Genomic DNA, 14,795 nt, shown 5'->3' with positions numbered 1-14,795 from the left:
AACAGCAGCAGCTCGTAGCGAACCAGAACTTTAACCTCATGTATATATTTAATATATCTTTTATAATAACACAATCATTTCGACAAAATTTCCCATAAAAATAAACAGCTAGCCCTACTTTCAGGACTCCCTGTCCTCCTAAACGACAACCAAAAAAAGCGGCTGTCCGAGAACGTCTCGACAGCCACTTTATGGTCTACTTCACATGAATTAATGTTTAACGGTTGTCAGCGAGGAAAGCATGCGCATGAAGCCTCTACCACAATACCTCTACTTGAACACCGTTAGGGCTGTTATCATAACGAAGCAGCACCGTCTTGCTCGCCTCATCCCAAACGTAAGCGCCTTGCGACTTCGAACCATCCGCAGCACCTAGAACAACCCGCTCCGGCTTACGCGAGCAGCGGAAGCGCGCAGAAGCCTGAATCCCTTCCGGTCCTTTAGCCACGAACGCAAACCCGCTGTCTCGCTCCTCGACGGCATCGATTCTGGATGCCGCCGCAACGAGCTGCACGCCATCCCCGGCTCTGCTCAGATCATAGAGCAGTGCTTGCTGCCCAGGCACTACCGCAACCTCATGAAGCACAGGGAGATCAGCGTTCAGCAAATCCACATACATGCCGTTCAGCACGAACGGCTGCGTGTCTACCGACTCTTCCAACACGGCAGCTACAACATAAGGGCCGCGGCGCAGCGCCATGCTGTTCATCGTATCCCATTGCTGCGAAGCAATAGCATCCCGCCCTTGCGAGCTTCCCGCCGCCGCAAGTGCCTCCCTGACCGTCAAACGCAGCTGATCGGCCATGTCGGCTTGAAGAGCACACTGCGCAGGATGAACATTTAAATAAGCCAGACTTCCCCGGCCAACGGAATAAACACCGGGCTGCAAGGCGGCTTCCAAGCCCAGACATGTGAAGAGATGCTCCATCGGGGAAGCGTACTTCTTCGCCCCCTGGTTCCACCATTCACGGACCTGATGGAAGTCGTCGCTTCCGTCACCTACATAGACGAGGGCTCCTCCATCTTTTACCCATTCAGCCAATACGTTATGAAGACCTGCCGATTCCGGCTTCATATATTCATAGCTAAGCACAAGCGCTTTGTAGTCATCGAGATAACCCGCGAACCGACCGGCATTATCAAGCTGAACAGGACGCACGGCCGCACCGTGTTTCAACAAAGGCAAGGTCAACCCATAGAAGGGCGACCAGTCGAGCAGCTCCATAAATTCGCTTCCGAGCGCCGAAGCCACTTCCGTACCGTCATATTTGAATCCGGTCGCCTCTTCGCTCCAATCCGGATGATTGCGCTGGAACATGGCGGAATCCGCCAGCAGCACGCCGATTTGCAAATTCGAGGTCAACCATTCCGTATCCGGCTGATCCATGTCTGCCAGCGTATTCAGCACCACCTGCAGTTCTGTCGCATAAGCGGCCGGAATATTCACGCGACCCTCTTCACCTTGCTTCGGATATGTACCTTGATAGATTCGTCTCGGCCAAGGGCATACCTCATAGCGACTCACATGCGGATGGAGAAGCGACGCCACCAAGGTCCGGATATAATTCTGGCGGTAATCCTCCCAAGTATGCTTCGGGTCATCGGCAATCGGATCATGCAAGAACCACATCCGGCGGTCCGTGCCGCGAACAAGCTCCTGCATAATGCCGTATTCCAGAAAAGCCGTCTCGAAGGTACGTTCCTTGCGCACGCCGTTATAGACATTCGGCGTCTGAGCCGTTCCCGTCCACACCTGCGCAATGTAACCATCAACGCCAGGCAGCTCGAGCAGCTTCGACTCCGGACTGACAAACCGCCACTGCGTATAGTTAATCAGACTATGCGTCGGCACATAGAAACGTATATTCCGGTCATATTTGACCTTCGCATATTCCTTCAGCGTATTACAAATCCGATCCAGCGTACGGGCATAGAGATGCACCTTCAGCTTCGAGGCCCGATACTGCGCATCTACCGTCGCATGCGGAGGCTGCCACGGCTCCCGATAGTAGATTTCCCACTCCCTTTTGAACGCGTCCGAATAACCGCCTTCCACCCAGAACTCCGGCTCCTCCAGATGAATCGCTTCCACGCCCGCATCCACAGCGACGCGAATCTGCTCGGTTAGAAAATCCGCGTAAGCGATGGTCGGCACCATATAAGGAATATCCACGGAGGTGCCGTGAATAATATGCTCGTTTCTGCGATTCTTCTGTGCTTCATCCCAGTGCGTTCTGCCGTCCACTTCGCCGTTCAAATAGTGCTGATAACCGCCCCAAGACACACCGGTCATCAGATGTACGACATAGCCCTTGTCCTTCCACGCGCGAATGCGTTCCTTCAAGTCCCCGCGAATGCCATACACCATAACAAAGTCAGTCTGCAAATCATACGACGGATGGTACGGTCCGCCCTCCTGAAAACCGGTTAATTCGTTCGAACGATCTCTTGAAATCAAGGACACGGCTGCATGCCTCCTTATAAAAGTAAAAATAAAAGGGAAGGTAAGCCCTTCCCTTTCCGGTTATGCATTCAACTTTATGCGAAGCGTCTTAATCTCAAAAGGCTGGAAGGTTAACGCTGCCGAACTCGACTTCTCCTGCAACAAAGTAATCGGATTCTCCAGCAGATCGGTCTCCTCGATAGCCGCACAAGTCAAACCGAAATTCACGTTCGCCTTAGCCCGTGTGCCTGAAGCCTCGTACAACCGAATGATCAGATGCTCGCTATCCTCCGCTTTCTTCACCGCCTCGACCATCACGTCCGGATTATCGATTTGAATCAGGGAACGGAGATCCGAACGACCTGTTTCAGTCTCCGTACCATCCGATTGCACAACGGTAAGCGGCGTATTCAATTCATAGCCTTTACGGTACACCTTCGCTTGTACGAAATCTCCCTGATGCGGATAGATCGCATATACGAACTTATGCTCAGCGCGGTCGCAGGCAGGATCCGGGTAGCCGGGGCTGCGCAGCAAATTCATATCCAGCACATTTCTCTCCGCACTGTAGCCGTACTTGCTGTCGCTAAGCAGCGCGACACCATAATCAGGCTGCGATAAATCTATATATTGATGTGCGCAAATTTCATCTCTAACGAACTCTACCATTGTATTGCGCGTTGTTGGCCGTTTCAAATAACCGAACTGAATCTCGCAATTGACTTGCTCCGACATCACGCTGACCGGGAAGGAAGTGCGAAGCATTTTCTCCGACTCCTGCCAATCCACTTTCGTTTCAAACTGAATCGTCGTACCGTCTTCAGCTAATACGATGCGCTGCTCCATTGAAGATTCGCCAAACCGATAGGTTTGCACAAGCACCGCATTCGAGCCTTGAATGGAAGCCGCAGCGTTTTCAAGCTGCATCGTGCCCGCTATTGTATCTCGGTAATCGCGCGGGAAATCCCATGCATCACCTTTGTCATGATAGATGGTCAGCACATTAGCCTTCTTGCCGGCTTCAATAGTTTCTCTGCCCGCGACTTTGTCATAGATCGATAGAATGCTTCCATCCGGAGCAAACGCGACGCGCAGATTACGGTTCTCGAGGGAAGCTTCATCTGCATGCAGCTCCCGGTTGTCATTCCCGCCTCTGCGCAGCTCTTCCGAGAGCGCGATGAAGCCCATTGACGGTACCTTCACGGCGTATTGGAAGCCGTTTCGTTCCACCAGTTCCTCACGTTCCCATGGCAGCGAATTGACAACGATCGCCTGTCCGCCGGCTATGCCGGACAGTCCCGCAACCTTCGCATAGGTCTGCTCGACCATCTCGGCCACTCGGGCATGAAGGATTGCATAACGGGCCAGCGATTCATCGAATACACGCGTAATCGAAGAGCCCGGCAGAATATCATGGAATTGATATAACAAAACTTCTTTCCATATTTCATCCAGTTCCTCTGAAGGATACGCCTGCTCGCCGAGCGCCAGTGCCAGTGATGCGGCAAATTCCAGCTCGCGCAGCGACTTTTCCATTTTGCGGTTATACCATTTGTTTCTCGCTTGCGACGTCAGCGTCCCTTGATGCTTCTCCAGATACAGCTCACCGCGGTAGGTTTGGAACCGCGGTCCTTCCTGCGCCAGCTTCTCGAAGAAGGATAGCGAAGATTCTTGAACGACCGGCGGCAATCCGAGCAGATTATGCTCGCGCGCCAAACGTTCCAAATGCTCTTCACCGGGGCCGCCGCCGCCATCGCCGATGCCAAATAACATTAACGCATGCTCGGAAACGTTGCGGTCCAGATAGTGGCTTTCAATCTTGGCAAGCGATCTCGGTGCCCCAGGGCTGTTATAGGTATCTTCGGGCGGCAGATGGGCAAGCACTTTGCTGCCGTCAATACCTTCCCAATGAAAACTATGATGCGGATGCGTATTGTATACGCTCCATGACAGCTTCTGCGTCATCATATAGTCTACGCCGGACTTCTTCAGAAGCTGAGGAAGACTCGCGTTATAACCAAATACATCCGGAAGCCACAACACCTTCATCTCCTGGCCAAACTCATCTTGGAAAAACTTCTTTCCGTACAGAATTTGCCTAACCAGGGCCTCACCGCCGGAAATATTCGTATCCGGCTCCACCCACATCGCGCCTTGTACTTCCCAGCGCCCTTCCTTCACTCTCTCCTTAATCTGGTCGTAGAGTGTCGGATAATACTCTTTCATCCATTGATACAGCTGCGGCTGGCTCGCGCCGAATACATAATCGGGATACTTCTCCATGTTGCGAAGAACGGTCGAGAACGTCCTCGCTCCTTTGCGAATCGTCTCCCGAATCGGCCATAGCCATGCCAAATCCATATGCGCATGCCCGATAGCGCTAACCGTCACGGTCGGATCTCCTCCGCGCTTGGCAAGCTGCTTGCCTAGAATCTCCCTGGCACGCGCAACGGTTTCTTCATTAATGACTTCAAGCGCAAGCGCAGCTTCGTACAAGCTCTGAATGACCCGGTCTTTCCTTGCGCTGGCATCAGGCACTTGCTCAGCCAGCTCCAGCAGCACCTCAAAGTCATAATAGAGGCGGCGTGTTTCGTCGTTGCATATCGCAATATCCGCTTCTTTGAGCGTACCGCTGCGATACTTGCCGAACAAGTCATTGCAGCCTGCATCGGCCCACAAATGGATCGATTCTCCGGCAGCAGATTCACTCACATCCACCACGCGTTTGCCCGGCAGTCCCAGGCTGAAATCAAATTCGGAGTTAATGTTGGTGAGCCCTTGATACGGCGATCCTTCGTTATCGACCAAACACAGCTCACCGTTCACATCAATAAGCAGTACGACCTTTTTCCCTGCGGCACTCTCAGGCACGCAGCCTTCGAAGCGGAACCAAGCGCAATCCCATAAATTTCCCCATTTATCGCCCGGCTTCACATCCATGTAAGCTCCGGACGTACGCTCTGAATAAGGTACAGGCTCCTTAGTCACCCATGCTGAAACCGTCAAAGCTGCAATCGGTTCATAGATGGCGTTTCGAATTCTCGGCAAGAGCCCTTTTGCCTTATCCAGTATTATTTTCTTTGTTTCGTAGGGCATTACGGTCCCTCCCAATTCCCTGAAAGTTTATGGAGAAAGAGGACTGACAAAAACAGTCCTCTTCGTCTTTGTTTCTATTTATTTGGTTACCAGTTCAGCTCTCTTCTGAGCGTCATCCATGATGGCTTTGATGTCGCCATCTGTCATAAGCGATTTCACTGCTGCATCGCCAAAGATTTGCCAAGCCTTCGAGTTGTCTTTCGCAAAGGTTGGAAGACCTTGAACGTTGCCGATCATCGCTTGATAGTGCAGATACATTTCCGGATGCTTCGTTTTGTAGTCATCCGTCTCCGCGATTTCTTTCAGAATCGGCGAGCGTGTGTTGGAGTCTGCAATCAGCTGCTGCACTTCCGTGCTGTACATCGCTCTGATGTAATCAAAAGCCGCTTCTTTATTCTTAGCATCTACAGGAACGGAGTGGAAAGCAGCTCCGATCGTCACGTTACCAGGCTTGCCGTTAGGCGACAATGGAATCGGCGCCATACCGCACTCCAGGCCGACATTCTTACATTCTTGTGCACGCCATGGGCCATCAATCAGGTAGGCCAGCTGACCTTTATTCCAAGCATCGAAGTATGTACCTTCGTTGTTGTTCAGCATCAAACCTGCAGGATGGTTAGCGTTCAGCGTTCTCAGAAGCTCGATTACTTCAACGTTAGCGTCGGAATTGAATGTCGGTAGTCCGTTCGCATCGGCAAACGTTCCGCCGTTGATGGCAACCAATGCACCATAGCGAAGGTAACCGCCAAAGTTAGGAGCGCCATATACGCCGCCGCCGTAGAATTTGCCTTTGCCCGCATCCGTTACTTTCTTCGCGTTATCTACAAGCTCAGCCCAAGTCGTGATTGCTTTCTCAGGATCCAAGCCTGCTTCTTTCACCAATTTTTTATTCCAGAACAAGCTGCTTACACCCGGCTGGGAAGCCAATCCGTAGATTTTACCGTCGATCTCCATAGGTTTCCATGCTGCAGGAGCAAGCTTCTCGCGAATCTCAGCTGCCATATCGTCCGGGAACGCCTCGAGCAAACCTTGTTGCGCAAAACCAGGCATTTGCGTTTCGCCTACGATGATATCCGGAATGTTCTTAGCCAGGAAACCGGCCGTTTCTTTCTGGATCAGCGGCTCGCCCCAGCCCCAGTCTTCGGTTTTGACGCTTATATTTTTTTCTTTCAATTTCGTACTGATGAATTTTTGATAATAAAGACCGAATGCCGCGCCTTCAAATTGACTGCCCGGCGTATAAGCGATATCCGTGCCGCCGTCCTTCAGTTCTTTCTCTTTCGAAACCAGCAAATCATCCACTAAGCCCACGCCAATGCCGACAGCGCCTTCATTCAATACAGTAAGCGTAACAGGTTCTGCAGCAGCAGGCGTATTCTCCGTTGAGTTTGCCGCCTCATTCGTTGCATCATTTGTTTCCGTTGTTGCTGTGTTGCTTGGTTTCTCATTCTCTGCAACGGTTTTGTTATTATTCCCGCCGCATGCCGTCAGAGCAACCATCAATAGCGCTGTTCCCATCAAGGCTGTGGTCTTTTTTAATTTCACATGAACCCCTCCATTTGTGGATGACTATTTGCTACATCTGAAATATAACATATTAATATAATATATTCAATATGTTATTTAGAAATATTTTAGCCTTTTATACCTGTGTTGGCCAAGCCTTGCACAATGTACTTCTGGAAGAAGAAGAACATTAACAGCGCGGGAATGGTTGCCCCTAGTCCAAGTGTAATAATGAGCGGCCAGTTCGGTATTCCGGCCGGGCCCGCTGCAGCTGACGACAACCTCGTAATTGCGGCGGGAAGCGTCTGCAAGGAGTCTGTTGAGGTATAGAAGAACGGCGTAGCAAAGTCATTCCATGTACCAAGCGCAGTCGTAATTGCTATATATGCCATAATCGGCAGCTGGAGCGGTAACAATAGCTGAAAGATAATCCGGATCGTACTCGCACCGTCCACTTTAGCCGCTTCATCCAATTCAAACGGAATTTTCTCAATGGATTGCTTCACCAGGAACGCGCCCATGATATTAATGCTTGGCCCGCCGATGAGATACACCCACCACGTATCCAGAATACCTGTGCCGCCATTAAAGATATGATTGCCTCCGGCAAACGGAAATCTCGCATACTCCAAATAAGTGGGAATCAATGCAATCGTGCCCGGAATCATTTGCGTACCGAGCAAGAACAAGAATAACTGATCTTTCCCTTTAAACTTCAACCGCGCGAATACATAACCCGCCAGGAAGGAGGTCAATAATGCCCAGAAGGTGTTATAAACCGTTCGAATCGAGGAGTTAATGAAATATTTCTGTACCCCCGCTTCAGTCGATCCATAGAACAGCACCAAGTAATTTCGCAGCGTCGGCTCCTTCGGTATCGGTAGCAGTCCTAATACGGATGAAGTAAACTCAGCTCTGCTGAAGAAACCCGCTAATATCATAAATACTAAAGGATATAACAATATAAGGCCGACACCGAACAAAACGATATGTGCGAATAGATGAGTTGGCTTAAACTGAACGGCGACTTGTTTTCGAATCTCTGCTGTTGTGGCCATCGTTTACTTCCCCCTTTTCAACGGGATTGTATTGCTTCTATCCGAATTCGTAGACCAGCGATAATAGAGCACCGTTACCACGAATACAACAACTGCCATGACAAGCGATGAGGCTCCCGCCATTCCCATGTTGAAATCCCAGAATGCATCCCGGTAAATACGGAACACGAGCACTTCGGTCTGTCCGTACGGACCACCGTTTGTCATGAACAAGACCTGCTCGTAAATTTGAATCGCTCCGATCAAGCTTGTGATGACGATGTAGGTTGCAATCGGTTTCAAACCAGGGAGCGTGACATTCATTAATTTGCCCCAGCGGCCGGCACCGTCGATTTCCGCCGCTTCGTACAACGTCGGGTCTACGGATTGAAGTCCGGCAAGCCAGATGAGTGCTGCTCCGCCTACGCCTTTCCATACCGAGTACACCACAATCCAGAACACGCCCCAAAATACGGAGTACTGCCAAATAATCGGTTCCTTGCCAATCGATTTCAGGAAGTTATTAATAACGCCGTTATTGGTATCCAGAAGAATGTTGAAAATTTGAGTCGTTGCAACCGCCGAGGTGACGGCCGGAATGTACCAGATGGAGCGATATACCCCTTTACCGAACAAGGGCATGTTCATCAGCAGCGCTGCTCCGAACCCGGCCGTTAAGGTCACTACCGTCACCAAGCCGCCCATCCATATCGATCTCCAGAGCGCATTGTAATACAGCGGATCTTGGAAGAAACGAATGTAATTATCGATGCCAACGAATTTCGGACTGCCGGCAATGCCAATCCATTCAAAGAATCCGAGCAAGAAGCCGAATAGAATCGGAAAACCCGACAGCACCAGCCACCACAATATCATTGGACCTAAAATAACCGTGGCAATAATCGCATCTCGGTGTTTCTTGGTGAATTTCTTCAGCGCCGACTGACTACTCACCTTCACGCTGTTTTGCAGCGAAGCTTGGCCGTTCACAGTAAAACTGCTCTTCTCCATATTCACATGCCTCCCATTTCGCTTTATTTGTCCTTTCGTTTCAAATCACGATATACCCGTCGGAATAACTCTTCAGGTGTAATTAAACATTCGGTTGTCATCCTTATCAGTTCCATCTTGGGTATGTTTCAATCCGACCTGCTTTGCTTTATCAATTAACGTGGCATCCACAGCGATCGCTTGCTCAACTCCGGCCAGTGACATCGCAACATCCACCTCCTCGTCTCATTCGTAACATTCCACCTATTAATCACTATAATATAAATTATATTAATTATATCATTATAGTCAATTGAAATTTTATAAAAAAAAACCGACAGCTCTGTGAATGGTGCATCCACAGCGCTATCGGTCCCTTCATTTGAGTATTGTTCCGGCTTAGTTTAACTGACCTGTTGTTTTGCGAATGACAAGGCTTGGTTGCAGGTCAATCTTCTTATAGCTTGGCTGTTTGCCTCTATTGTCAATCACCTGCAGCAACAAGCGTGCGGCTTCTCTGCCGATCTCTTGCTCGGATTGGTCAATGTGCGTCAGCACGCTGAATTCCTCCAGCAGCGGGCTCGGGTTATCGAAGGTAATAATCGAGATATCCTCCGGCACGCGCAGCCCGACTTGCTTGGCAATGGACAAGATGTGGACGCCAAGCGCGCAGTTCAGCGCAATGTAGGCGGTCGCCATCCGGTTCTTAATAAACCGGTACAGCGGGTGCTCCTGGTTCAATATCGTTTGGTTCTCGCTTGAAGTCGTGAATAGTGAATTTACACTTCCTTGCGAAGCATTAACATGGAAGTCCGTCAGAATCAGCGCCGGGTTAATGAGCGCGCCTTTCTGCTTAAGCGCTTCGTTGTACCCTTGAATCCGTTCCTCCACCGATACGGTCATAAGCGGAGAGTCCGAGCAGATCGCAATGTTCCGGTGACCCAAACTCCATAGATGATCAACCGCCAGTATCGAAGCTTGGACACTATCAGAGGATACGACATTGGTTTCTACGCCCGGCAGATGACGATCAATCAGCACGAACGGATAGTTCTGCATCTTCAGCGCGATAATTTCTTCGTTGTACACTTCTGCATCCACCGGGAAAATAATCAATCCGTCAACGCTGTTCTTCAATTCGCGAATGACTTCCTTCTCCATTTCCTTGGAGTTATAGGTGAACATGACTACCACGGAATACTTGCTCGCTTCCAGTATTTCCGTGATTCCATGAAGCAGGCGGATCGCGAAGTAATCGCCGATGAACGGAAAGACCAGGCCAATCTTCGCCCGGTAGCTTGTCCGCTCCGGTACAGCGGCTTCAATAATCGCGCTTGTTGCAATATGCGTCTCCGGAATGCCTTTGATGAAGCTTCCCCTACCCGGTATGCGGTAGATCCAGCCGTCCTTCGCCAGCTCCGCCAATGCATTAACGACCGTGATCCGACTGACCTCGAACTGATCCATCAGGTCCTTCTCTGTCGGAATTTTATCATCCTCTACCAGCTTCCTGGTTATAATCAGGTCCTTAAAATAATTTTGAATCTGAATATATAGAGGCTCTCTATCCTGACTCATGAGCCAATCCCCCATTATCTATTTATTTCACCGCACGTACCTTTATATCAAATATATCATAAACATCTTGGATTATAAAGCAACCTAACATGGTGCACGCAATAAAAATATGTACACTCCCCACAACCAAACATTTATGCAATTTATTAGTTATTTTTCCTTCTACGCCGTTACTTCAAACAATATAATGATCATGTTAAATCATTAATTCCAAGCATTGGAAGGAAGTGGATTACGCGACCGCTAGATCTCAAAGCAAATAAAGAGAAACCCACGGTTTCATAACCATGGGTTTCTCTCTTAGATGTCCGATTATTTAATCGTGATCAGACGCAAGCAGCTTCTAGCTCTTCGCGTATTGAAAGACAGGACCGGTCGACTGACCGACAACCAGCTTAGGTTCGAGCACGATTTTGTGATACCCTTCCTCATCGCTCGGATGATCCAGCAAATCCGTCAAAATACGGGCCGCGCGGCTGCCGATCTCCTCTTCCGATTGTGCGATATGCGTATACCATTCCTGGCTGTCGACCTCCGAAGACGGGTCATCGAACGACAGAATCGATAGTTGTCCGGGAACATGCAGCTTCATGCTGCGGGCAAACCCGGAGATGTAGAGAGCAAGCTTTGCGTTCAACGTAATATAAGCGGTTGCTTGACCGTTCTTGAGGCAGCGAGCCAGTGCATGGGCATCGTCCTTCTGATCATAATCGATCACAAGCTCCGTCAGAATGAGCGCCGGATCGATCATCGCGCCCCTTTGCTTGAGCGCTTCAACATAACCGGCAATCCGCTCCTCAACCGTAACTGTCGGAAGCGGCGAGTCCGAGCAGATGGCAATATTCCGGTGACCAAGCTCCCATAGATGGGAGACCGCCAATTGCGCTCCCAGCCTGCTGTCCGAGCAGACGAAATGCGTTTCTACTCCCGGTAAATAGCGATCTATGAGCACGAATGGGTAATGGCTCATTTTGAGCGACAGGATCTCCTCATTATACGTCTCGGCATCGATCGGGAAGATGATCAGGCCCGCTACATCCTTCTGGAGCAGCTGAACGATCGCTTCCTTCTCGAATTCGTTGGAATGATTCGTTAAGATGACGGCCAAGTAATAATCGCTGTGCCTCATAATCTTATTCATTCCCTCAATCAAACGAAGGGCAAAATAGTCATCCAGCGACGGAATGATAAACCCGATCATTCTTTTGCCGACCGGACGCTCATGTTGGACGATTTCCCGCTTCTCGCGTACATGCTCCGTTACTGCCGGCAGATTCTCGGATGGCAAAGGAGGTACCTCGGGAACGAAAGGCATATCCTTGCTGACAAAGCTGCCCCTGCCCGGGATCCGATAAATCCAGCCTTCCTTGGCAAGCTGGGTTAATGCATTGGCAATTGTGATCCGGCTCACATTGAAATCGACCATCAATTCCTTCTCGGAAGGAATTTTCTCGTCAATCGTCAGCGTCCCGGAACTAATCAGCTTCTTAAAATGCTCCTGCACTTGGAGATAAAGCGGCTGTCGCTCTTTCTGCATCATCTATTACTCCCAACCCATAGTTAATAACTTATTTAATATAATAAATACAATACTTTGATATATTATATGTTGTCAACGGATTATTTAGTCGACGAATTCGGTTCAATCGGCAGCCCTTTGCTTTCGCGAACCAGCTGGAAATACGTGTCCGGACGTACGAAAACAACATCTTTATTCGACAAGTATTGATCCCTTGCATTCACGAAATTCTGATAGGATACCTGCCAAGGGTTGGCTTGAATGGCGACAAAAGCAGGAGATTTGCCATCCCATTTCTTAACCGCCGCCTCGATGCCATTGGTCAGGTCACCTTCCGTGCTGCCATAGGAGACGTTCAGCTCTTGTCCCGGAAGCTCATTCTTGTAAACCTCGATCTTGCCTGTGCCAAACTGAGAGGTAAAACCAAGCAGCGAAGGTGCATGCTCAGCGAAACGATTGGCAGCCTCCGGCGTAATTTCCCCTTTCACGTAGTTCCAAATGGTCAAGACCCGAAGTCCCGCTCGCGACATATAATCATTAGTTCGAGTGACAAAGTTGTCCAGCCCCTCTCCGTCCTGCCAGAAGTTCGGGTACGTATAGCCCATTCCCGAAGGACCGGAAATTAACGCATCGTTCGGCGTTGCGGTTTTGTACAAGAAATTGAGAATTCCGGGCATCGTATCCACCATTAACGGCGAAACCGTCCAGCCCAGCGGCACTTCACCGCGGTCGGGCGTATCCCAGAATTTCTTGAACGAATGCTCCATATACTGCAAGTTATCGCCATCGCTCAGGATGAACGACACGTAGATTTTATTTTCCAGCGGCGGTTTCTTCGGCAGTTCAGGTACGGTAATTTCGCGCGAGGTTCCGCTAAATACGCTTAGATTAGAGGAATAGTCGCTCGCGACGGTAGCCAATCCGAAATCGGATGTCTTCTTTACCCCTTCCCCCTCATCCGGCCACCACCCCATATAGAGTCCGCTTCCGTAAGGCATATCCTTCAGAAATTTATCCAGCAGCTCGCTTTCCTTCGGTTCCTTCGGATTGAGCCAAACGACGGCTGCCGTGAGATTCATCGCGTAATCCCTGAGATAAGACTTGAGCGAAGGATCGAGGCCGATGATCACGCGATGCGTCACTTTAGGCCAATAATTCGCCAGCATAAATTCGTAGACTTCCAGCTTGGATGTGAAATCCCCGCGCAAATCCTCCAGAATAGGCAGGTTGTAAGGCTCTCCCGTCAGCTTCTCCACTAATGCCGGGGGTGCAACGATCCCGTCCTTAAGGCCTGCAATCGTCGTTGCCAGATTGACGGTATCCGGCTGGCTGTCATCATAGACCACGATGCCTTTTACTTCCGAGCGATATTTGTCCAGCAGCTTCCAGTTATCTTTCTCTTCTTTGTAAGCAAGTCCTAGCGAGGTTAGCCATGAAGTTCCTGTGCTGCCATTCACATTATCCGTGAACGCGTACAAGCGAGGCTGGGTTTTGTTGACCACTCCTTTCAAAGAAGTGAATACGAGATTCTCCTCCTTGCGAAGCGCCCAGGAGATGCCGAGATCAAATAGTTTCAAGGTCGATTTGCCCGTCCACTGAACCCGAAACTCAAGTGCATGCCCACCTTCCGGGACGGTAAAAGGAAGCTCGAAGCTCTGAGACGCATTCGGCAGCTTGAAATCCCAGTTCGATACATCAAGCGACGCGAGAGCCGTTCCCGCTTCTTGATCGAGCACTTCCAGTTTCGCCACAACCCCATTCTCATTCGCAAAGCTGTCCACCTGCATGTTCACAATCGCCTTGTTCTCACCGGCCGGGATGTTCGTTTGATTCGTAATGTCCAGCATCGGAACATTAGGCGCATCGCTGCCGGATGTAGCAAGCCAGCCATCTCCATCCGCTTTGCCCGTCTTATGCGCAAACGAGGCATCTTCCGCCTGATAGTAGAAGTTGTCTGTGGTGTACATCAGATCGAGCGTCGAAGCCGGCTCCTCGAACGTGGGCAACGCTTGCCCCTCCGGCCAATGGACTCCCTCACTCTTCGCAGGCCAGGCAAAATAAGTGGTGACGGCTGCAGCAGCTACAACAACTAAGGAACCGAGTAGAATAAATCTGCCTTTCAATGGATCTCCTCCTATTGGGGTGATGGATGGTTGATGGATATTCCCGTGATGTCAAAGTTCTTAATATTTACTATAATATATATAACAAATAATATCTAGGATGAAAAATGATACAGGGTCCACCTGTACCACTCGCCATCATAGAGCTGGACAGTTGCATGGTACGTGCCGCTTGCCGCTTGCCGCAACTCACCGTCACAACCCACTGCCGCATGCCGTATGCCCTATGTCGCTTACCGCTTGCCGCTTGCGCTTACCGCAACTCACATGAATCCCTCACAATCCACCTATCACATTCCTGAAACTAGCATCTCTCTGCAATCTCTCAACCGCATGCCTTATTCCCTATGCCACAACCTGCTCGCTTTAACGCCAACCCACCTTACGCCCTCGCACCCACCTGCCACCTACCATTCCACATTCCACATTCCACATTCCAGAAACTAGAAACTCTCTCACCGCAAAAATCTAACGAATCGTAGAAGCCTTATTTGGCCGAATAT

General features: G+C 50.0%; 9 protein-coding genes. All 9 read right to left on the bottom strand.

Annotated features, from left to right (window positions below; all coding sequences use genetic code 11):
• Positions 1-256 precede the first annotated feature (256 nt).
• Positions 257-2,464 carry a hypothetical protein gene (locus BM412_RS23040; protein WP_256256533.1) on the bottom strand — a complete coding sequence of 736 codons (2,208 nt, stop codon included), beginning with the start codon at positions 2,462-2,464 and terminating at the stop codon, positions 257-259.
• A 60-nt stretch (positions 2,465-2,524) separates the two neighbouring features.
• Complete coding sequence (locus BM412_RS23035) at positions 2,525-5,491, bottom strand: alpha-mannosidase (protein ID WP_256256532.1); 2,967 nt, start codon at positions 5,489-5,491, stop codon at positions 2,525-2,527.
• 126 nt (positions 5,492-5,617) lie between these two features.
• Complete coding sequence (locus BM412_RS23030; protein WP_091223660.1) at positions 5,618-7,084, bottom strand: extracellular solute-binding protein; 1,467 nt, start codon at positions 7,082-7,084, stop codon at positions 5,618-5,620.
• An 89-nt stretch (positions 7,085-7,173) separates the two neighbouring features.
• Entirely contained in the window at positions 7,174-8,103 is a 930-nt protein-coding gene (locus BM412_RS23025; protein WP_091223659.1) for a carbohydrate ABC transporter permease, read from the bottom strand.
• Between the two features lie 3 nt (positions 8,104-8,106).
• The gene (locus BM412_RS23020) at positions 8,107-9,093 is read right to left on the bottom strand and encodes a carbohydrate ABC transporter permease (protein WP_091223658.1); all 987 of its coding nucleotides are present in this window, start codon (positions 9,091-9,093) and stop codon (positions 8,107-8,109) included.
• A gap of 72 nt (positions 9,094-9,165) precedes the next feature.
• On the bottom strand, positions 9,166-9,297 hold the full coding sequence (locus BM412_RS32630; RefSeq protein WP_256256530.1) for a hypothetical protein: 132 nt from the start codon (positions 9,295-9,297) through the stop codon (positions 9,166-9,168).
• A 174-nt stretch (positions 9,298-9,471) separates the two neighbouring features.
• Positions 9,472-10,650 carry a GntR family transcriptional regulator gene (locus BM412_RS23015; protein ID WP_091223657.1) on the bottom strand — a complete coding sequence of 393 codons (1,179 nt, stop codon included), beginning with the start codon at positions 10,648-10,650 and terminating at the stop codon, positions 9,472-9,474.
• A 343-nt stretch (positions 10,651-10,993) separates the two neighbouring features.
• Positions 10,994-12,187 (bottom strand): GntR family transcriptional regulator, encoded by a 1,194-nt coding sequence (locus tag BM412_RS23010; RefSeq protein WP_091223656.1) that lies wholly within the window; start codon positions 12,185-12,187, stop codon positions 10,994-10,996.
• 83 nt (positions 12,188-12,270) lie between these two features.
• Complete coding sequence (locus tag BM412_RS23005) at positions 12,271-14,292, bottom strand: GxGYxYP domain-containing protein (protein ID WP_091223655.1); 2,022 nt, start codon at positions 14,290-14,292, stop codon at positions 12,271-12,273.
• Positions 14,293-14,795 lie beyond the last annotated feature (503 nt).

The sequence above is a fragment of the Paenibacillus sp. BC26 genome (assembly GCF_900116125.1).
Taxonomy (GTDB): Bacteria; Bacillota; Bacilli; order Paenibacillales; family Paenibacillaceae; genus Paenibacillus_Z; species Paenibacillus_Z lignilyticus.
The sequence above is the reverse complement of the archived record's forward strand: the minus strand, read 5'-3'. Positions and strand labels throughout refer to the sequence as shown.

What these genes read in the sequence shown, in the direction of transcription:
- BM412_RS23025 (WP_091223659.1), bottom strand. Translation starts at nt 8,103, where the DNA reads ATGGCCACAACAGCAGAGATTCGAAAACAAGTCGCCGTTCAGTTTAAG.
- BM412_RS23020 (WP_091223658.1), bottom strand. Translation starts at nt 9,093, where the DNA reads ATGGAGAAGAGCAGTTTTACTGTGAACGGCCAAGCTTCGCTGCAAAAC.
- BM412_RS32630 (WP_256256530.1), bottom strand. Translation starts at nt 9,297, where the DNA reads ATGTCACTGGCCGGAGTTGAGCAAGCGATCGCTGTGGATGCCACGTTA.
- BM412_RS23015 (WP_091223657.1), bottom strand. Translation starts at nt 10,650, where the DNA reads ATGAGTCAGGATAGAGAGCCTCTATATATTCAGATTCAAAATTATTTT.
- BM412_RS23010 (WP_091223656.1), bottom strand. Translation starts at nt 12,187, where the DNA reads ATGCAGAAAGAGCGACAGCCGCTTTATCTCCAAGTGCAGGAGCATTTT.